Source organism: Cupriavidus sp. GW822-FHT03E04 (assembly GCF_058801495.1).
Genome location: NZ_JBXANI010000023.1, coordinates 22,194 through 42,495, shown reverse-complemented (window position 1 = coordinate 42,495; position 20,302 = coordinate 22,194). Strand labels below are relative to the sequence as shown.

Genomic DNA, 20,302 nt, shown 5'->3' with positions numbered 1-20,302 from the left:
ATGCGTCCTTATTGCCTTTTTAGACTTTCAGTCTGGTTTAATACTGCGCAATCGATTTGCCGCGCCAGCGCAGCAGGCGCGCCTCCAGGCGCGCGGCGATTCCGTTCAGCGCAAAGCCCACCGCGCCCACCACGACCACGCCAAGCAGCACCTGGTCCATCCAGAAATGCTCGCGCCCATCGGTCAGCAGGTTGCCGATACCGGCACCGGCGCTGAGCAGGTATTCAGCGCCCAGCGTAGCCAGCCAGGAATAGATCAGCGCCAGGTAGATGCCGGTGAAGATCGACGGCAAGGCCGCCGGCAGCACCACGCGGCGCCACAATTGCCAGCGGCTGAAGGTCAGCACGCGCGCCACTTCCAGAAACTCGCGCGGCACGCTGCGGATGCCCTCGAAGGTATTGAGGAACATCGGGAAGAACGCCGCCAGCGACAGGAATACCACCTTGGCCGGATCGCCCAGCCCGAACCACACCGAGATCAGCGGAATCCACGCCAGCAGCGAAACTTGCTTGACGGTGTGCAGGGTCGGGCCGACCAGGTTCTCAAACAAGCGGGAAAGCGCAAGGGCGGTGCCAAACGCCAATCCGGCGGCGGTACCGATGGCAAAGCCAAGCAGCATCCGGTTCACGCTGGCTGCCAGCGAGGCCTGCAGATAGCCGTTGCCCACCAGGCGCACCGCGGTATCCCAGACCTCGCCGAGCGGCACGAACAGCCTGGAATCAGTCCAGTGAAAGGCATAGGCCGCCCACCACAAGGCGAAGACCAAAGCCGGCACGGCGATGCCGCGCCGGAATTGCCGCCATTGCACGCGGCGGCGTTGCCGGCGCGCCTGCCGGTGCCAGGCGCGGGTGCCGCTCGGGGTGTCTTGATACGAAGTCTTCATGGCATTCCCCTCAGAAGCTCTCGCGGCGCCAGCGCAACAGGTGGCGTTCGACCAGCGCCAGCAGCCGGTCCAGCATGAACCCCACCGCGCCGACCACCACCACCGCGGCCAGCACCACGTCCAACTGGTACAACTGGCGCCCGTAGACCATCAGGAAACCCAGCCCTTCGGACGAGGCCAACAACTCGACTGCCACCAGCGCCAGCCAGGCATGCGTGAGTCCGTAGCGCACCCCGTTCCAGATCGGCGGAAAGGCCGCAGGAAAAACCACCTTGCGCAATAGCTGCCAGCGGCTGAAGCGGAACACGCGTGCCACTTCGACAAACTGGGCCGACACGCCCTGGATGCCCTTGAAGGTATTCATCGTCACCGGCACAAAGGCAGCTTTGGCGATCAGGATGATCTTGAGCGCCTCATCGATGCCGACCAGCATCATCAGCAAGGGCAGCCAGCCCAACGATGGCACCTGCGCGAACAGGCGGAAGGTGGGATAGAGGTACTCCTTGATCACAGTAGACAACCCCATGCCCACCCCCAGCAGCAAGCCCAGCGCGCTGCCCACCAGGAAGCCGTAGACCACGCGTTCCAGGCTGATGGCCAGGTGCATCTGCAACTCGCCGCTGGCCGTCAGGTCGCGGAACGTCTCGGCCACTGCCGGTGGCGCCGGCAGGATCTGCGAAGGCACCCACTCGTTGGCCGCCGCGACCCACCATAGCGCCAGCACCACTAGCGGGAAGGGCCAGGCCAGCAGCAGGCGCCAGAACCTGGCGCCGTTGAACCAACGCGCAGCACGACTTGGCCAGGTGCGCGAGCCCCACGGCGCGCTTTGCGCCGGGCGCCGCTTGGCTGCCTCGGCAAGCGGCCGCGACGGCATGTGCTCAAGGATGGGTACGGATGACATGGGGCGATTTCCTCTTTGCTTTGGAATGAGATCGGGGCGATCAGCGCGCTTCCGCCAGCGCCCTGCCTTGGGCGTCGTTGGCGGTCCAGTAGTGCTCGAGCTTCAACTCCGCCAGAGCCCGGTCGAGGAAGCGCCGGTCGATCCAGGGTTCGACCGCGAAACGGGTGCGGGTCAGGCGGTAGCGCGGCGCTTGCTCGACGGCATCCTTGTAACGCGTTACCAGGAAGGGATCGAACAGCGGACTCAAGCACTCGCGCACCGGACGCCCGCCAAGGTCCTCCAACAGGTGCGCCTTCGGCACGCCCATGCGGGCCCACAGCGCCAGCGTCTCGTCGCGGTGGGCATCCTCCGAGCCCCAATGCGCGGCCCGCACCACTGCCGTCACCACGCGTTGGGTAGCGTCGGGATAGCGGCCGGCGAAACTCTCGGTCACCAACAGATGACTTTGCCGGGTGAAGACCGGCGAGTCGCCGCGGCTGCTGTAGACGATCCGTGCCTGGCCAGCATCGCGCAGTTGCAGCAGGTCATAGCTGCCGAACACGGCATCAATGTCGCGCGTCACCAGCGCCGCCTTGGCCGATGCGTTGTCCAGGTTGACCGCGCGAATATCCCGCTCGCTCAAGCCGTAGGCTTCGAGCAGCCGGTTGATCGGCAATTGCGAGTTGGTGCCTTTGAATAGGGCCACGCGCTTGCCGCGCAGATCCGCGAGCGAGCGCACCGGCGAATCCGGCGGCACGGCCAGGTAGATGTTGACCAGCGTGCCGCTGGCCAACAGCAAGCGCGTTTTCAGCCCGCCCGCGCGCCCGATGATGGACGGCAGGTCGCCCTGGAAGGCGAAGTCGATCTGGCCGTTGGTCAAGGCTTCGTTGACGGCCGGGCCCGCACCCTTGAAGAAATGGAAGTCCACGCGCGTTCCCGTGCCAGCAAAGGCTTCCTGGACCCAACCCTTGGTGTATGCCAGCCCCACAGCGCCCGAGGTAAACACCGGCGGGTTGCCCGGCGCTGGCGCAGCCACGCCAATGCGCACTGCCGCGGGAACCGCCTCGGCCCGGACAGTGCCAAGCGGCACAGTGCTGAACGCCAACGCCAACAGCCCGCGCGCGCACGCGCTAATCAACCGGATCACGGCATTCATCCCTGGCCCCCCCGCCAGCGCAGCACGCGCCGCTCAAGCCGCCGCGCGGCCAGGTTGAAGCCAGTCCCGACCAGGCCGATCGCCAGCATGCCGAAGACCACAAGTTCGACATTGAATGCTGCCCTGCCGCGTATCACGATATTGCCCAGCCCCTCGCCAAAATTCGCCAGCAGGAATTCGGCACCAATGGTGGCCACCCAGGCGTAGATCAGGCCCAGGTGGATGCCTGCCAGGATTTGCGGCGCGGCGGCGGGCAGCACCAGGCGCAGCAGCAGTTGCAGGCGCGTAAAGCGGTAGACCCGAGCCACCTCTGCCTGAGCCCGCGTGACCGCGCGTACGCCTTCGAAGGTACCCAGTACCACCGGGTAGAAGGCAGACAGTGCAATGAAGGTCAACTTGGAGAGTTCACCGGTGCCCAGCCACGCGGTCAGCAGCGGCAGCCAGGCAAACAGCGATATCTGCTTGAGCGTATGGAAGCTCGGCCCGATCAGCCGCTCGGCCCAGCGCGACACCCCCAGCAAAACGCCTAGCCCCACCCCCGCTAGCGTGCCCAGGCCGAAACCGCCAAGGTCACGCAGCAAACTTGCGGCCACACCACGATAGAAAGCGCCCTGCGTCAACGAGTGCCACGCAACCCGCGCAACGTAGTCCGGCGGCACGATCAGGCGCGTGTCCACCCAGCCGAAGGTGGTGGTCGCCCACCAGGCACCCAGTATCAGCGCCGGCAGCACCATCCCGCGCCAGTCGCGTGTTGCCAGCCCGCGCCACAATGAATCGAATGAAGTCATCGTCCTCTCCTCAGAATGCTCCGCGCCGCCATCCCTGCAGCCGCGCTTCCACCCCGCGCAGCGACAAGTCCAGCGTCACCCCGACCATACCGATCGTCAGCATGCCGACCACCACCACATCCAGTTGCAGCAATTGCCGGCCCCACACCATCAGGTACCCGATGCCCTCGCTGGATGCCAGCAACTCGACGAACACCAGCGACAGCCAGGCCTGCATCACGCCCTGACGGATGCCGTTGAACAGACTGGGCGCGGCCGCCGGCAGCACCACCAACCGCAGCACCTGGGCACGGCTGAAGCGACACACCTGCCCCACTTCCAGCCACGCGCGCGGGATATTGGCGATGCCCTTGTAGGTGTTGACAGTCACCGGCACCACCACTGCCAGCGAGATCGCCGAGATCTTCAGACCCTCGTCGATGCCCACGAAGATGATCAGCAATGGAATCCAGCCGATCACCGGAAACTGCGACACGACCTCGAAGGTGGGATAAAGATAGGCCCGCACTGACCGCGAAAGGCCCATGGCCCCCCCCAGTAGCAGCCCTGCGAATCCGCCGATCAAGCAACTCCAGCCCACCCGCGACAGGCTCACCAGTAGGTGTTTCTGCAACTCGCCGCCCTGCCAGAGTTCCACGGCGGACCGCCACACCAGTGCAGGCGCAGGAAGAATCTGCTCAGGCAACCAGTGCCGTGTCACGCCGAGTTGCCACAAGCCGAGCAGCAGTAGCGGCAGGACCAGCCCAGCCACGCCATAGGCGACCCTAGCCAGCAGCGGCACTGCCAGACGGTGGAATCCGGGCCAGGAAAATGCGGGGGCACGGTGCGCGCCGCGCAGATCGCGCAAGCCGCCCATTGCGGCGGGATGCGCTTCACGCAATAGCTCACTCATCGGCATGCTCCCGGTTGCGCCGCGCGATCATCTTGCCGCGGTGCTGGTGCTGGCCTTGCCGCCAGCAGGCCAGGCCGCCCAATAGGTCTGCAGGCCAAGCTCCTTGAGTGCGACCTCCTGGTACTTAGGCTCGATCCAGCCTTCGATGGACACCTCGCGCCGCGTCAGCTTGAATTCCTTGGCTTCGCCAATGGCCTTCCTGATGGCGGCCACGTAGTACTCGTCGAGCAGCGGCGAAAGCCTGTCCTTGAGCAACTGGCCATCCCAGCTACGCTTGAAATCGATGTACGGGGTCGATCCTGCCTTGGCCCATATCTGGAACTGCCCGTCGCGGTTCTTCTCGTCGCCAGCCCAGGCCGCCGTGCGGTACAGCCGGGTGACGACGCGCTGCACGATTTGCGGATACTTCTTCTCGAACTCCTCAGACACCCAGAAGGTGCTCGGCGAAGTCAGCGTGGGATCATCCACATAGGTCTCTAGGATGCGTGCCACGCCCCGCGCTTCCAGGTCAAACGGTGCGGCGCTGATGGTGCCGTCGATATCCTTGGTCGCCAGCGCGGCCTTGGTGGTGTCATTGTCCATATTGACCACCTTGAAATCCTTCTCGCTAAAGCCGGCGCGAGCCAGCACGCGGTTCAGCGTGAGCTGACCGGCGGTGCCCTTGAAGACCGCCAGGCGCTTGCCCTTGAGGTCCGCCAGCGACTTGGCGGACGAATCGGATGGCACCACCAGGTACTGGTTGCCTCCACGGCCATAGCTGGCGATGATGTGGTGCTTCAGGCCGGTGGCGCGACCCACGATCAGGGGCAGGTCACCATGGCCAGAGAAATCGACCAAGCCATTGGCGAAGGCTTCGTTGACTCCCGGACCGGCGGAAGGAAAGAACACCCATTTCACCTGGATGCCATCCTTCTTGAATTCCTCCTCGAACGCGCCGGTCTGGTGCAGCGTGGCCAGCAAGCCCGTGGTCAGCGGCCTGCCGCCGGTTCCCGCACCAGGCACGGCAATGCGGATAACGGACGGCTTCTCTTGCGCCTGCACGGCAGGCAGCACCGTGAAAAAGGCAATGAAGAGGCCCAGCAGGGCAAAGAGTCGTTTCATGATCGAGTCCTTCGAATAGCGGTAAGGAGGTTGATACGGTAAATGCAGTTGGCGCGGAAAACAGGGGCAAGCACAATCAGAACCCATACTGGAACTGCGCCAGCACGGCGGTGGAATTCTTCATGGATGGGTCCTGGTAAAAAGTCCTCAGCAGGTTGAGCTGCAACTTGGTGGTTTCGGCGAAGAACACGTTCAGGCCCAGCGTGGCCACCTTGATCTGGTCGTTCCCCACCGCCGTATTGGGGTCGTAAAGGTCGTAGCGCAAGAAGGCCTGGTATGTCTTGGGCCACCAATCGTCGTACTTGGCCTGGCCGCGGTAGCTACGCAGAAACTGTTCGCCCCACTGGTAGTACAGCGTCACGTACTGGCCGCGCGACTTGATAGTGGATTTGCCGGTACCAGTGGATCCCGCCAGCAACTCGGTTTCGCCATCGGCGTATTCGTAGGTGATGCCGTACGGGTTGTGGTTGTAGTAGAGATCGAGACCGCGACGGGTGAAGTTGTTGCTCGCTACCGTGGTGGTCGTGGTGCCAACGGTGCGCGTCAGGTTGCCAGAGCCCTTGAGGTAGGAAACGCCGAGTTTCAGTTCACGGAATACGCTGTTGTAGTCGACCGGCAGCGTAAAGGCGAGACGTCCGATAAAGTCCTTCGCGCTGTTGTCATCCGCCTTGTTGGGGCCATTGCCGTTGAACACGCCAAAGGCGTATTCGACCAGCGGCGCTCGGTAGTTGAAGCCGTAGTCCACATAGGAGTTGTAGTCGCCACGGAAGACCACGCCGATCTGCCGTGTACCCACGCCGAGCGCGTTGACGAACTGCGCGTTGTTGATCACGGGCCGCAGTTCCTCGCTGGTCTGCGCTTCCAGGCCGAACGGGATCTGCTGCTGGCCGAAGCGCACCGTCAGCTTGTCCTCCTCCAACCCGGTTGTGGTCGGCAGAAAGCTGTAGTCGAGGTAGGCATCGGTCAGGTTGAACTGGCTACCGCTGCTCTGCGCGGTGGTGGTCAGGCCCGAGCTGACATTCTGCGCGTAGGCCAGCGCCAGCCGATAAGTCAGGTTGCGCCCTTCCGCGTAGTCCCTGTACAGGCTGCCGCTGAGATTCAATTGCGCAGAGGCGATATCGAAGCTGCTACTGCGTGCCTTGGCGCCCGGTGTGGAAGAGCCGGTAGCGCCCGGGTTGAAGTAGCTGCCGCGCACGGCCACCGTGCCGCCGATGGTAGTGCCGCGTGTGGTCAGCGCGGTCCTGGTTTCGCGGCTGCGGGTCTGCTCGTATTTGTAGTTTTCAAGATCACCGCGAATGCCATCGATATCGGCCTTGGTGGCGTAGTCGCCTTCAGGGGCCGTCGACGCAGCCGTTGGTGTCTGCGGGGCTACCGTGACGTGTTCGGCAGTCAACGCGGGATTGCCTGCCACCACGGGCTTTGGCCTGGATGCCGCCAGTTCTTGCCTGAGGCTCTGTACCGCGGCTTTCAGTTCTTCGACTTCCTTTTGCAACTGCTCCGTACTGGGTGCCGCCGCAGCGCAATGCCCGGCTATCGCCAATAGGCCCGCCCCCAGCAGGTAATTGGCTCGTCTTGTTTTGGAATGATGCACGACATGTTCCATGAATTATTCGCAAAGCGTGTGCACCGCAATGCGTGGTTGACGTGAATGGCGCCCTAAGTGAGGTCTGTCGCAGACTTTCCGATTTCTAATTGCGAAATCCATGCCATGCCGAAAACCCACTTTTCAAGGAGATAACGCAGCGATTTCCTGTTGACCTGTTAGCAAGACAACAAGGGCCTTGCTCTCGGTGTTGCCCACGCAGCAATAGAGAAGAACATTGAATTTGCAAAGAACAAAGGCCCGCATAAGCGGGCCCGTTCTTCGTTGTAGTGCATCATGCGACTGACGATGGTCAGCAATTTTCTCCTAGTCCACCGAAACCATGAAAGACTCTCCAAGCAGGCCGAAGCGCTTGAGTTGCGCGCGCAGGACATTGCGTGAGATATCCAGACTACGTGCTGCGCGCACCTGATTTCCCCCGCAATGATCATAGGCAACTGTTACTAGCGCCCGTTCGACGACCTCATGCAAGCGCGGATGCTTCTGCTCCAGCAATTGCCGCAGAATCTCCTGCATCGACTCCATCAGCACCTCCGGCCCGACATCGCGCATTCGTGGCGCCAGCGCTTCCCGCGCGATCTGCTCCGGCAAGCGCAGGTCTGCACTTTCGATGCACCCGGTGCGGCTGATGATCAGCGCGTAGTGCACGACGTTCTCCAGTTCACGAATATTCCCAGGCCAGTCGTAGCGCAACAGCGATTGCTCTGCCGGCACGGATATGGACACCTCCGGCAGGCTCAGCTTGCGTCCGTATGTCTCCGCGAAATAGCGAGCCAGCGGCATGATGTCGCCGCGCCGCTCGCGCAACGGCGGCAACTTCACCGGTGCCACATTGAGCCGGTAGAACAGATCCATGCGGAAATTCCCCGCCTGCACCGCCTTCATTAAATCGACATTGGTCGCGGCAATCAGCCGCACATTGACGGGAACCGGCGCGCGCGCTCCGATGCGCACCACCTGCCGCTCCTGCAGCACGCGGAGCAGCTTCACCTGCAGCGCGAGCGGCATATCGCCGATTTCGTCGAGGAACAGCGTGCCGCCATTGGCGGCCTCGAACCAGCCCTGGCGCGCATGCGTGGCGCCTGTGAAGGCGCCGCTTTCATGCCCGAACAGTTCGGCGTCGACCAACGCCTCGCTGAAGGCACCGCAATTCACGGCGACGAACGGCCCGGCGCGCCCGCTGCACTCATGGATATGGCGAGCCACAAGTTCCTTGCCGGTGCCGGTCTCGCCAACGATCAGCGTGGTGACATCACTGGCACCAACGCGCTCTACGTGCGCCAGCAGTTGCTCGGATACCGGATCGTTGAACACCAGCGCCTTGGCTCGGATCGACAGGGCCATTTCCTCCGGCTTGGCGAACTTCAGCAATTTGTTCTGGGCGACGCCTCGCGCCGTTCCATGCCGATCGGGATGATATTCGCTCATTCTTTTCCTGCCCTACCTCTGATTCTGTCCGGACGGTTAACAGTGATGACGTGCACGCGGCATCCTCCATGCGAGCCGCGTAGGCCAAAGGGATGTTGGCTGCGCGACACGACGGTCATCGACAACGTTGCGGCATGGGCATCGGAGTGCTCCCTGGAAACGGTCCATCGCCATTGTGGTCGTTTTGTCGCAAAGTTTCACAACCCATTTGACATATGAATATTCGCGCAGTGTCAGGAAGCCGCAAGCGCTATACCGAGGAACGTTCCGTAGGCCCATCGGCGAGCCCCGCCGTCTCGAGCCGCGTTGCTACCGCATCTGCAGCAGTCGCCGCGTCTGTACTGCGCGCAGTAGTCTCTCGGCGGGGCGCGCTGGGCACTGGAGTTGACTGCTGGAACGCGCCTTGCTCACACGTACGGTAGCCACCACGCCCAGCAAGGGAACGGACTTCCCCACCAACCACCGAAATCTGCCAAGATGACCATCTATCGGAGAGCACCGAGTGCTCCCACGTAAGCGAGCCATGATCATGTGCCCGTGTAGCAGGGCAGCTCGGAACCCGCACCACTGGGCGCGAGCTCCGCGCCTTCGTCACGGACTGGACGCCAAACGGCCGCTGGATACGGCACCGATCCTGCAGATCCGGCAACTGTTGCAGGCGCATCGCACGCCGATATTCCCAGGCCAGACGTTGGACAAGTCGGCACTGCCGGATTTCGCCAGATGCTCGACCTGACACGCATCGACACCGACCCCTACGTGGACGCGAAATGGCTCCTCCCCCACCATCAATTTCCGGCCAGTGGGCCCTTTGCACCGAAGCGGCCGGGCATGCCGGACGCGGTAGCAAGCACGGATGGCTGGGGATTTGCGTGGGCGAGCCAACAACGATCCGGAGACTGACACGAACCGATCTGGAACCAGGCAGTCCTTTGCTCCTCCCTTCCTCGCGGTGGGGGTGCAGATTTGCACGGCATCGAAGCAGACGCTGGCCACGCCCCGATCGGGCGGCACCACGCACATATTGCCAAGCCGCCGTTCCGCGATGCGCACCGATGGCGGTGAGGCGACCTGATCTGGTGGGACAATCAGGCCGTGCTCTATGCGCACGCCGGCGCGCGAGAGGTTCGACCTGGCTGGTACCAGGCCCTTCCAGTGCTGCGACGCGGGGGCGGTTTCCAATACATAGGCACCGCCCGGCAAGACTCAACCTCGCGATACAGCGCCGGCTCCGAGTTGCTGCGCCACCACCGTACCGTCGAAGAAGCTGGTATTCGCTTGCGTGTAGAACTTGTAGGGATTGCCGAAGACGTAGGCCTTGAAGTCCTCCGCGCTGAGGATGCCTTGCTCGACTAGCCCCCAGCTATTTGACAAGGCATGCTGCAGATCAGGTACGTCCCAGTGGCCAACGTCGGAGGAATAGATCGCATTGATCTTGACCCCTAGCGGGTTCGCTTTGTCGTTGAATGCCGCTGCGATAGTGCGGTCGTCGGACTCCGAGCCGAAGAAGAAATTGTCCACCCAGCGGTCACGGATGTCCTCCGGCTTGTTGATGCCCGCAGCGGCAAAGTCTTCCAGTTCCGTGCCGGTGGGCTGGCGCGCGCCGCTGGTGTAAGCCGCGCCTAGCGTATCGCGGATCAGGTCCTCGCCCTCGATAGAGCGGCCTTTACTCAGGTCCGCGCCGTACTGGCGGAACAAGTCCGTGAGCAAGGCACGGTCCGTGGCGGCGGGATCGTATTGCTTCAGCCCTTCCAGGCCGCGTTTCTCGAAACGGTCGATCAGGTGGATGAACACATTGGCGCCCCAAGCCGCACCGCCTTCTAGCAAGGCCACACGCAGGCTCGGGAAACGCCACGTCACACCACCAAAGAACAGCGCCTTGGCGAACGCCTCCGAGGCATCGGCGAAATGGCCGATGTGGTTGTTCATGTAGTTGCTGATCGAGCTGCGGCCGGTCCAGCCCTGGCTGCCATAGTGGGTGGTGACGGGCACGCCCAATTCGGTCACCTTTGCCCAGAAGGGGTCGTAGTCATACTCACTGTCGATACCGTAGAAGTCGATGTACGAGGCATACTTCGCCACCTCCGGATGCTCCGCCGCCGGATACTTGTCGGCGATGGCCTTGATGGGTCGGCGCACACCGCCGCTGATATTGATCACCTTGAGGCCCAGCGTCTTGACGGCGAACTCCAACTCTTCAATCCCTTCCTGCGGTGTATTCAGCGCGATGCCGGCCACCGGAGTCAGGCGGTCGCTGTATTTGCGGTAGAGGTCAGCGTGGTAGTGATTGACCGCACGCTGCAGCGCCTGACGCATGTCGGCGTCCTTCTCTGCCAGTGGCGCCAACACGTTATTGGGAAACAACACGGAGTAGTCCGAGCCCTGCTCGGCCTGCCGTTCGTAAAGCAGTTCAGGCAAGTGATAGGTGGCCACGTCCAGCGTGTTGCGCGTGACGCGTGCCCACCACGGCGAGCGGATGGTACGGTAGTACTGGCGCTCCTCGGGCGTCTGCTCGTACCAGTTCTTGCCGTTGCCGACACCTTCTTGCGTGCGGCGCCGGGACGCCGATGCCTTGCGCAAAGCGTCGACCAGCTTCACGCCGCCGTAATTCGCCACATAGTCCTCCAGCGCCGGGGTGTAGTCGTTGGTATGGACGTCGGTGTCGATGACGGGATAGTCGAGGGCAGCCTTCACTGCCACCGACGGCGATGCGTTGTACCGGCTGAGACGGTCGTTCATGTGGGATCTCCGATTTAAATTGGATAGCACGGCAAGCCCAGTCGAAAAGGGACGATGGTGCCGGCCCGCGGACCTGTTTGCATAGTTCATGCCATCCGCGATTTCATCCATCAGGTAGCACATGCCCGTCCGCGGGGCCTCCGCGCTGCTGCGGTGACAACACTTGCGCGCACGATCCCTGCCCGGATCGAAGCATCTTTCAGCGCGCAAAGGCCGTATCTCCGGCTGGCCGGCAGGCATGCGTTTTGCAGCGGCCTTCCTTACCACTGTCCTCCATCAAACAACATGATCGCGCTTAGGCTGCCTGTGTTGCTCCACCGTCTTATCGTGCTTGCACTGATGCTGGTTCTGGCTCCCGCATTTGCAGAGAAGCTGCCAGCCGAGGTGCGCTTCGGGGTTTCCAACGCGGGCGTAGGTACGCCGCCGCGCGTCGGCACGGGCTGGCTGGCGGTAGCGCAAGCCAAGGGCTTTATCGAGGAGGAATTGAAGAAGGACAACATCAAGGTGCAATGGATCTTCTTCAAGGGACAAGGTCCGCAGGTCAACGAGGCCTTGACCAACGAGCAGCTCGATTTCACCACGCTGGGCGACCTGCCATCCGTGATCGGGCGTTCGGTCGGCATCAAGGCCAAACTGGTCATGGTGGCCAGCACGCGCGGCTACAGCTATGTTGCAGTGCGCCCGAACTCCGTCATCAAGACGATTGCCGAACTGCGCGGCAAGCGCGTGGGCTTTCACAAAGGCACGGCCACGCAGCTCGCCGTGGATCGGATTCTGGAGCAACATGGCATGAGCGAGCGCGATATCAAAGCGATCAACCTGGAGCCCGCCAGTTCGCTGGCGGCGTTCCAGACCGGTGACCTCGATGCGATCATCGGCACGCTGAACCTCAAGGTGCTTGAGTCCCGGGAACAGGCCAGGATCATCTACAGCACACGCAACAATCCAGTTGCGAGTGGGAACGGCCATGTGCTGGTGACAGACAAATTCTCGAGCACCTACCCAGAGCTAACCCAGCGCGTGGTTGCCGCGCTGGTCCGCGCCGCCAGCTACGCCTCGCAGGAAGCGCATCGTGGCGAAGTGCTGAAACTCTGGGCCTCTTCGGGGAGCATTCCCGCGGCGATCTACGACGAGGAACTGCGAGGGACTCCCCTTACCCATCGGCATTCACCGCGCTTTGACGACTATGTGCGTGCGTCCAACCAGCGCTCGATGGAAGACGCCTATCGCTTCAGGCTGATCCGAAGCCGCTTTGACGTGAATGCCTGGACTGACGACCGCTACGTGAACCGGGCCATCAAGGATCTCGGCCTGGATGCTGTTTGGCCGCTCTTCGATGCCGCAGCGCGACCTGTCGCGGCAAAATAGGAGCGCCAGCGTGGCAGCACCCGAAACGCAATGTGCGGACATTGTTTCTACTGCAACAACTAGGCCAGTTCGACGGCGCGATACTCCGTAGCCTCAGGATTTGCCATCACTTAGCACAATGCAACGCGATAGTCCTACCGGTCAACCGCAACGGGGAGAAAAACTAGTTGGGACTTGCGGTTCTCAGGTACCCGGGTAGACCGCTCACACTATTCTCGTCATCTACGCGCTGCGTTCCGATGCCGTGTGGAAAAGCGCTCGCGCCCCAAGCCCCAGACGCCTATTTCAGCAATCTCTCCGCGATCTCGAATAGCATGTCCACGTCAGTCAATGCGGATGCCGGCCCGCTGCGCAATGGCCCGCATTTGCGGGAGTTCCCGCTCAATAAGGGCCGACGCCGATGCCGCATTGCCATAGGCGGGTTCAAAACCATTCGCGATCAGCTGTCTCTGGATGGCGGGGTCGTTGACCGTGTCGGACAACGCCTTCTCCAGCCGTGCCTTGACTGTCGGCGGCAAGCCTCTCGGTGCTACAAGCACAGACCAGGCATCGACATCGACGCCGGGATAACCCTGCTCTTCCACGGTGGGCACATTCGGCAGCAGCGCCGAGCGGCGCTTTGTGGTGACGGCAATCGCCTTCACGGTACCCGCCTTGATCTGCGGCGCCGCTGCAGTGACCGTGTCGATAGCAAGCGGAATCTGTCCGCCGATCAGATCATTCATGGCTGGAGCGCTACCCTTGTATGGCACATGGACGATCTTTTCGCCTACTGCGTACCACAACAGTTCGCCCGCGAAATGCGCCGTACTTCCCTCTCCGAACGAACCATAGTTGAGCTTGCCAGGCGTAGTCTTACTCGCCTGGACGACGTCTTTCAGGGTCTTCGCAGGGAACGAAGGATTGGCAATCACTATCAGCGGCAGGCGCGTTGCAAACCCGATGGGCTCGAAGCTCTTCACCGGATCGTACTGAAGCTTTGACTGGATGGCCGGGTTGATGGTAAGGGTGGTTGTGCCAGCAGTAATCAATAGTGTGTAGCCGTCGGGCGCGGACTTGGCGACATAGTTTGCGCCGACGACCGTGCCCGCACCAGCTCGGTTCTCAATCACGACCGGCTGCCCGAGCAACTCGCCAAGCTTCTTGCCGAGCAAGCGACCCAGGATGTCCGTAGCACCACCCGCCGGATAAGGCACAACCATATGGATGGGGCGAGATGGGTATGTCTGAGCCAAAGCGCCGGCACTCAGGACGGAAAACATGATGGCAAAAGATACATTCGCCCGGAATCTATGCGTCATATCAGGATTGGTATCGACAGTTCCCCGCGTTGGCGGGAAATCAGCCATATTTTCGGTTGGGGGCGAGTCTAACGGTCTTTTCGCATCGGCAAACGAAAAAGAACGAATATCGATCCTCATACTCGACCTCGAACGCGTCCGTTATGCCGCGCATACGGAAGATGCGTAACTAGGAACACACCCACAACTACCGCAAACTGGCACTGCGTTGGTGGTGCCTGACTAGACTCGGGCATAGCTACAATCCATCCGTCGCTCCGCCGACTCCATTTACGGCATAGGAACTATGTGCAGCCAATATGTCGCGACGACGATACCCATCTCGTGCACAACACGCCTTCATGAGCGCTTACGGATCGGGAATGTGCATGAATACGGTAGCTCAAGCAGTTGAATACTCACTGGCTCCCGCCGCTAACTTCCGGCATCTGAGCTGGCGGTACCTTCCGCCGGGCTCATCCGCCTCGATAGCGCCGGAGCAGCCCTATTGGGAATGCGATAATGCAAACGGCGTCACGTCGTTTTCCTGACAGGCCGCGTAAGTACTCTGCACGCGGCCGCGTGGCATTCTCCCCGCACACTGGCCGCGCCCCATCAAGCCGTCGGCGCAGCGGCGTCGGGCGGTGCCAACGAAGCGCAAGAAGTCGTGAAGGCGGCCGGACTGGCTGCGTTACGCAGCTCCGTTGCTGAGTCGGACCTCGCGTCATTAATGTAGCTTCTTGCGGGAGAGAGCACTAGACCTCATGTTGCTATGATCTTGCTAGATCAATCTGTTCAAGTACGTTGACGGTTGTAACGTTGTGTTCTCAGGTAGCAACTCTTCATTTCGCGCACCGCGCTGTGCGACGCCGCGTAGCCGGCCAGCGTAGTGATTTTCGGAGCGAGTCCTTGACAATCTTGAGCTGATCGAACCGCTGCCACAAACCATCATGAAGCTGCAAAAGCGCTTCCCACAAACCTCTCCAAGGAATGCTGCGCCCAAGGTAGCGTTCAAGATCTGCATCTTCAACGACCTTGTCGAGCACGCACAGGAACTTGGCCTGCCAAAGGCGGTTGTGCGTGACGCAATCCGGAACTTGTGCCGCGGCACCCGCTATCGGACTTGCCTGGTGGATGGCGCCCCGCGTGTGGACCTGACGGGTCAGGAGGCGGGACATGTTTTAAAGGCCGATGCAGAACAGGCACAGCAACTGCAAGCCCATCATGCGGCGCAAGCGCTTTCTCAATCCTAGACTGCGTCTAAGCCCGACTGATTTGTGGTGGAGTGCGGTCGGCGCGGAGTTCCTGCGCCGACGGCACTCACGGAACCACGCGCGGCGATCGCCACTTGGCCTGCCTTCGTGTCGTAAGCGCCATCACCACCGAGGACTTCGATGTTCTCGTCGGTGGAATCTGATCCTGCAAGCCGCAGCAACGCTGCTGGCATCATCCACATCCCCGTGCGTCATAACGGCTGCGCGCACATTCCCAGTTTTGACGGCCAATCCCAGATGCACTTTGCGCCAACTGCGCCGCTTCGACTGGCGGTGCTTGCACACCTTCCATTCGCCTTCACCGAACAGCGCCCCCTGCTCTCGACCGCCAGGCGCAGTAGCTCATCGTTGCGATCCACCGTCGGCTGACCGCACCAGTCTTGTGCGCGACAGCTCATTCTCGAGTAATTGGGCACCGACAATGCCGGGGATGCCAGGAGGCACAAGCTCCGGGCGTGAAGCGCACGCAGTGGCAACCAATAGACCTGCTTGACCGCCAGCAGCATCTACATCGTGCCCCCGGGTAGGCACATGCCCTGCCGCGCTTAGGTTGGCCTGCATCAGCCGCCGCCGCTCCTCGAAACCATGGCCATGCACGCGAGGTGCCGCTATCATTGGCCCATCCAATCTGCCGACCAATGCCATGCTCCGAACCTTCGCCTTAATCGCCTACCTGCTGGTGCTGCTGATCCACGCCTATATCATGGTTCTGGAAATGGCGCTGTGGAAGACGCGCGGGCCGAAGGTATTTCACATGACACCCGCGAAAGCCGCCGAAACTGCTGCGATGGCGTCCAACCAGGGCCTGTACAACGGCTTCCTGGTGGCGGCTCTGGTACTGGGGCTGGTGGCGCGCGATGCCACTGTGGCAACGGCGTTCTCCATGTTCGGGCTAATCTGCGTGGCAGTGGCGGGCATTTGGGGCGGCATCACCATCAGCCGCCGTATCGTCTTGGTACAGACGATACCTGCAGTCTTGGCGCTGGCGCTCCGCGGATTTACCTGACGCCAGCTTATGGGGAAGTACCCCCCTATTTCAAGGTAAAAGTCAGCGTTCCATATCCAAGCTGGTCGAAACCCCCGCTGTTAGGACCATAGTCACCGCCACCACCTTCCACCCGCACCTTCTCTGCGAAGGCTTTCACATTGGGGGCGTTCATGCCTTTGAGTACCACATAGTGGTTGTACAGCAGTTCCCAGATCGGGCGCGTATCGCCACGAGACTTGTTTGAGATCGTCGCCTGCGTGACATCGCTGTTAGCAAACGGCGTGTAGGGCACGTCGTGGCCAAGGTTGTAACGGGCTACGTATTCAGCGCCAAGCAGGACGCGACTGCCGTCATAACCGAACAGATCGTCTCCCTGGCTCCATGCCATCTGGCAGAACGTACCAAGCAGCGCTATGTCGAGCATGGTGTGTCCCTGGTCACGTCCGCTCTCCTGCACCTGCCCGATTTCGTCATTGTGGACTTTCCACACGACGTGCCCAACGGAACCGTTACCAGCGCCATGCCTAAAATACTCGATCGCCTCATCGTATATGTCGCGGCGATCCGCGAGCACGCCAATGGCCAGCATCGAGTTCATGTTCGCGAGGTCCCAGTTCGCCCAGTAGTGGTCGATCTTCGCGCCGTTGTGGCGAACCAGGAAGTCGTGGTTCATTGGATAGAAGACGGCCAGCATCATGGCCTGGAAGCGGCGGAAGTCGGCTGGGTTCCAGTTCGAATAGCCCCGCAGAAGCTCTGCCGCGTTCGCTAGCTGGTAGCCATAGATCCCCGAGGCCAGGAACTTGTCCGACGTGCCGTCAATGGCGGTTAAAGTCGATGACCAGGAGTTCAGAATCCCGACTGCCTTGTCGGCATATGTGTCGTCGCCTGAAATCCTCCAGCGCAATGCCAAGGCATAGACAGCTGCGGCATCATTGAAGAGCGCCGCATAGTTCTCCGCATGTTGCCCGTCCGCACCCCGATATACGATCGGCTCCGGGTTCGGTCTCCAACCCAGCGACGCATGTCGATTGGTGACGAGCTTCTGCCAGCCGGCGGCCCAGGGCTGATTCCCGCTAGCGACCTTGACGCGCATCCGGTCGAAATCCTGCTGTGTGTGAAGCATCCCTGGATGTACAAATGGACGGGCGTCGTTTGCCAGCGCTTTCGGGCTGGAACCGACAAGGACGCAGGTCACAAGGACCGCGCAGCCAATTGTCGCGAAGCGTGGGAATCGGCGGAGAGTGGACTTTGAAGACTGCACGATGACTCCAAAAGGCGTTGGCCCACAAGAGGAAGAACCCCTATAACGCTGGTGGCAGCGTAGAGGTTTACTGGCACGCGCGATCAGGTTGTCCTCTCCCCTTGGCTATGGAAGATATGGAAGAGGGCAACAAGCCGTTGGTCAGCTGTGATGCTAAAACCTTTCAGGTCCCCACGCGGATGGCTTGGCCGACGAGCCGGTACCGGAGATGGGGTGTAAGCGCAATCCGCACACCAGGGGCACGCACGGCCTCCGGCAGGTCGGCGGGAACGTCCAGCGCGAAGTGGTCGATGCGGAAGCACGGCGTCTCGGCCGGCAGTGTCGGGGATTCCGCCACGCTGCAAACCTATCGGCACGAGGTTGGAGCGACTGCTATTACATGTTATGGGCCGTCATGCAGCACAAGCAGGTTGCGCGTCAGCACCGCTCGGTTTTTGAGGCTGTAATCCAGCCCTTTGGCCGTGACGCTGCCCTCGGCAGCGCTCGATTTGCAGCCAAATGCAGTTACTCCTACAGCGGCTGTGCGTCGCCACGCGTTCTGGCCAGTCGCTGCTCTGCATGGCCAGCTCCCGTGGAAGCATCCTGGATGCCCTCACGGGTGGCTTGTTCATCCATCTGGGCATCCATCCGGAATTGCTCGCCCACTCTCGGCGCATCCGCTGCCTATCGCAGCGGCCATGCGTACCTAGGATGAAATAGACATCACGCGGCGGACGCGCCATTGAGAAACACGCGCTCCACCAAGGCCACCATACCAGCTCTGGCGACGCGGCCGCGGCGTTCGGCATCCACCAGCCCGATAAGGATGGAGACCCAGATTTCGGTCAGTGCGGGCGCTGTGATGTCAATGCGAAACACGCCCTCATGCTGCCCGCGGAGGAAGAACGCGTCCAGCGCGTTCTCCCAATCGGCCTCCGCACTCGGTTCGGCCGAGGCATCTTTCCAGTAATACATCAGGAATGCCATCAGCTCCCGATGTTCCAGGTTGTTGGTGATCAGACGCTTGAGCGCCTCCAGCGGGGGCGACGCATTCAGGTCCGCCGTCTGGATAGCCTCGGTGATAAGCGTGGCGCTGTGCCTCATCAGCCGCTCAACCAACTGCTCGCGGCTGCGACAGAAACGGTAGAGCGTCGCCTTGCTGACGCCAATCGCTTTGGCCAGCTCTTGCAGGGTGGCGCGCGGTCGCTCGACCATCGCAAGTGCCAGGGAGGCCAGGAGCCTGTTGTCTTCCATTTGCGCGCTTGGAGCCGTCATTCATTCCTCAAAGATTTGATAGTAGATCAAATGAGTCTCTTTTGACTCATTCTGAGCCGCCGTCCGCATAGTCTCATCTCAGTAACGAATCTTGTTCATGGTTTTTGTCAAACGTCAACATTATTTGATCAAATGAATCTATTTTGATTCATTAGGAATTTTAAAGTACTATTTGACGCATAATTTTTCATTTCCAGTCTGAGGGATTCCAGTGATCATCGAACGACAAAGAGGGGGGTGGCGACCCATGATTGCGCTCGCTGCGGCGGTGTTGGCAAGCGGTTGTGGGGAGGCGGTGGACCATGCTAGGAACGTCGCAACGCCTTCCGTCGAAGTTGTGACAGTGCAGCCGCAACCATTCGAACTGGCCAGCGACCTGCCTGGGCGTATCGAGCCGGTCCGTGTAGCCGAGGTGCGTGCTCGCGTGGCGGGGATCTTGCTGAAGCGCCATTTCGTAGAGGGCGCCGATGTAAAGGCTGGTGATGTGCTGTTTCGTATTGATCCGGCGCCGTTCAAGACAACGCTGTCGCGGGCGCAAGGCGAACTGGCCAAAACAGAGGCCGCGTTGTTCGAAGCCCAGGCCGTGGTCAAGCGCTACGAGCCGCTTGTGAAGATCGACGCCGTGAGCCAACAGGACTTCGATGCCGCGCAGGCCAAGTTCAAAAGCACGCAGGCCGCTCGGCAGTCGGCCCAGGCTGATGTCGAGACGGCTCAGTTGAATCTGGACTACGCCACGGTCAAAGCACCCATTTCCGGGCGCATCGGCCGGGCTCTAGTGACTGAAGGCGCACTGGTTGGGCACAACGAGGCCACTGCGTTGGCGACAATCCAGCAACTCGATCCGATCTACGCCGATTTCAAGCAGCCGGTTGCCGACGTGGTGCGCATGCGCGCCGCCTTGGCCGACGGTCGTGCGGCCCACGGCGGTAAGGGCGCACCCATCTCGATCACCCTCGAAGGCACGGATCAGAAACGCGACGGGCAACTGCTGTTCTCCGACATCACCGTGGACCGTGGCACTGGCCAAGTCTCATTGCGCGGTCAGTTCGCCAACCCAGACGGCCTGCTATTGCCCGGTGCGTACGTACGCGTGCATACCAGTCAGGGTAGCGATCCGGAGGCAATCCTAGTGCCTCAGCGCGCCCTGCAGCGTAGCGCAGACGGTAAGGCGCAGGTGCTGGTCGTGGACCAGGACCAGGTCGTACAAGCGCGTCCAGTTCGGACCGGCGCGATGCGTGGCTCGGACTGGCACGTTCTCGAAGGCCTGAAGCCGGGCGAACGGGTAATCGTCGGTGGTGTCACTGCGGTCCGTCCAGGCGCAAAGGTCAGCGTCGCCGCAGCGACGGCTCCCGCAGGCAAGTTAGCCGCCTCCCCCTCTCTCAGCGATGCGCGCAACTGAACCCAAAC

At 61.5% G+C, this 20,302-nt stretch carries 16 protein-coding genes and 1 pseudogene; 4 read left to right on the top strand and 13 right to left on the bottom strand.

What is annotated here, in order from left to right; translation table 11 throughout:
- Nucleotides 1-37 precede the first annotated feature (37 nt).
- The 9 genes from AC1RQC_RS29140 to AC1RQC_RS29100 form a co-directional block, all read right to left on the bottom strand.
- Nucleotides 38-883, bottom strand: a complete 846-nt coding sequence (locus AC1RQC_RS29140; protein ID WP_492808884.1) for an ABC transporter permease — start codon at nt 881-883, stop codon at nt 38-40.
- Between the two features lie 10 nt (nt 884-893).
- Nucleotides 894-1,757 (bottom strand): ABC transporter permease, encoded by an 864-nt coding sequence (locus AC1RQC_RS29135; protein WP_492885483.1) that lies wholly within the window; start codon nt 1,755-1,757, stop codon nt 894-896.
- Nucleotides 1,758-1,824: 67 nt separating this feature from the next.
- Nucleotides 1,825-2,919 (bottom strand): ABC transporter substrate-binding protein, encoded by a 1,095-nt coding sequence (locus AC1RQC_RS29130; RefSeq protein ID WP_492885399.1) that lies wholly within the window; start codon nt 2,917-2,919, stop codon nt 1,825-1,827.
- The gene (locus AC1RQC_RS29125; protein ID WP_492808881.1) at nt 2,916-3,707 is read right to left on the bottom strand and encodes an ABC transporter permease; all 792 of its coding nucleotides are present in this window, start codon (nt 3,705-3,707) and stop codon (nt 2,916-2,918) included. Before AC1RQC_RS29125 ends, AC1RQC_RS29130 begins: the two co-directional genes overlap by 4 nt.
- A gap of 10 nt (nt 3,708-3,717) precedes the next feature.
- Complete coding sequence (locus tag AC1RQC_RS29120; protein WP_492885397.1) at nt 3,718-4,599, bottom strand: ABC transporter permease; 882 nt, start codon at nt 4,597-4,599, stop codon at nt 3,718-3,720.
- Between the two features lie 27 nt (nt 4,600-4,626).
- The gene (locus AC1RQC_RS29115) at nt 4,627-5,700 is read right to left on the bottom strand and encodes an ABC transporter substrate-binding protein (RefSeq protein WP_492808877.1); all 1,074 of its coding nucleotides are present in this window, start codon (nt 5,698-5,700) and stop codon (nt 4,627-4,629) included.
- A 76-nt stretch (nt 5,701-5,776) separates the two neighbouring features.
- The gene (locus AC1RQC_RS29110; protein ID WP_492808875.1) at nt 5,777-7,291 is read right to left on the bottom strand and encodes a porin; all 1,515 of its coding nucleotides are present in this window, start codon (nt 7,289-7,291) and stop codon (nt 5,777-5,779) included.
- Between the two features lie 318 nt (nt 7,292-7,609).
- Nucleotides 7,610-8,617 (bottom strand): sigma-54 interaction domain-containing protein, encoded by a 1,008-nt coding sequence (locus AC1RQC_RS29105; RefSeq protein ID WP_492808874.1) that lies wholly within the window; start codon nt 8,615-8,617, stop codon nt 7,610-7,612.
- 1,320 nt (nt 8,618-9,937) lie between these two features.
- A complete protein-coding gene (locus tag AC1RQC_RS29100) occupies nt 9,938-11,470 on the bottom strand; it encodes an amidohydrolase family protein (RefSeq protein WP_492885395.1) in 1,533 nt (510 codons plus the stop codon).
- Nucleotides 11,471-11,623: 153 nt separating this feature from the next.
- Here AC1RQC_RS29100 and AC1RQC_RS29095 point away from each other — a divergent pair, with 153 nt between their 5' ends.
- The gene (locus tag AC1RQC_RS29095; RefSeq protein WP_492885393.1) at nt 11,624-12,838 is read left to right on the top strand and encodes an ABC transporter substrate-binding protein; all 1,215 of its coding nucleotides are present in this window, start codon (nt 11,624-11,626) and stop codon (nt 12,836-12,838) included.
- A 323-nt stretch (nt 12,839-13,161) separates the two neighbouring features.
- Here the strand turns inward: AC1RQC_RS29095 and AC1RQC_RS29090 are convergent, their stop codons facing one another.
- Nucleotides 13,162-14,139 (bottom strand): Bug family tripartite tricarboxylate transporter substrate binding protein, encoded by a 978-nt coding sequence (locus AC1RQC_RS29090; protein WP_492885481.1) that lies wholly within the window; start codon nt 14,137-14,139, stop codon nt 13,162-13,164.
- 763 nt (nt 14,140-14,902) lie between these two features.
- Nucleotides 14,903-15,066 (bottom strand): annotated as a pseudogene (locus AC1RQC_RS29085) (IS6 family transposase); the annotation flags it as partial.
- Nucleotides 15,067-15,068: 2 nt separating this feature from the next.
- Here AC1RQC_RS29085 and AC1RQC_RS29080 point away from each other — a divergent pair.
- Both AC1RQC_RS29080 and AC1RQC_RS29075 read left to right on the top strand, forming a co-directional pair.
- Entirely contained in the window at nt 15,069-15,371 is a 303-nt protein-coding gene (locus AC1RQC_RS29080; protein WP_492885391.1) for a ProQ/FinO family protein, read from the top strand.
- A gap of 664 nt (nt 15,372-16,035) precedes the next feature.
- Complete coding sequence (locus AC1RQC_RS29075) at nt 16,036-16,398, top strand: DUF1304 domain-containing protein (RefSeq protein WP_492808867.1); 363 nt, start codon at nt 16,036-16,038, stop codon at nt 16,396-16,398.
- 25 nt (nt 16,399-16,423) lie between these two features.
- On the opposite strand, the gene AC1RQC_RS29070 is transcribed toward AC1RQC_RS29075, so the two are convergent.
- Entirely contained in the window at nt 16,424-17,641 is a 1,218-nt protein-coding gene (locus AC1RQC_RS29070) for an alginate lyase family protein (protein WP_492885389.1), read from the bottom strand.
- Between the two features lie 702 nt (nt 17,642-18,343).
- Nucleotides 18,344-18,874 carry a TetR/AcrR family transcriptional regulator gene (locus AC1RQC_RS29065; RefSeq protein ID WP_492808862.1) on the bottom strand — a complete coding sequence of 177 codons (531 nt, stop codon included), beginning with the start codon at nt 18,872-18,874 and terminating at the stop codon, nt 18,344-18,346.
- Between the two features lie 268 nt (nt 18,875-19,142).
- Between AC1RQC_RS29065 and AC1RQC_RS29060 the strand changes: the two genes are divergently transcribed.
- The gene (locus AC1RQC_RS29060) at nt 19,143-20,294 is read left to right on the top strand and encodes an efflux RND transporter periplasmic adaptor subunit (protein WP_492885388.1); all 1,152 of its coding nucleotides are present in this window, start codon (nt 19,143-19,145) and stop codon (nt 20,292-20,294) included.
- Nucleotides 20,295-20,302: the final 8 nt, after the last annotated feature.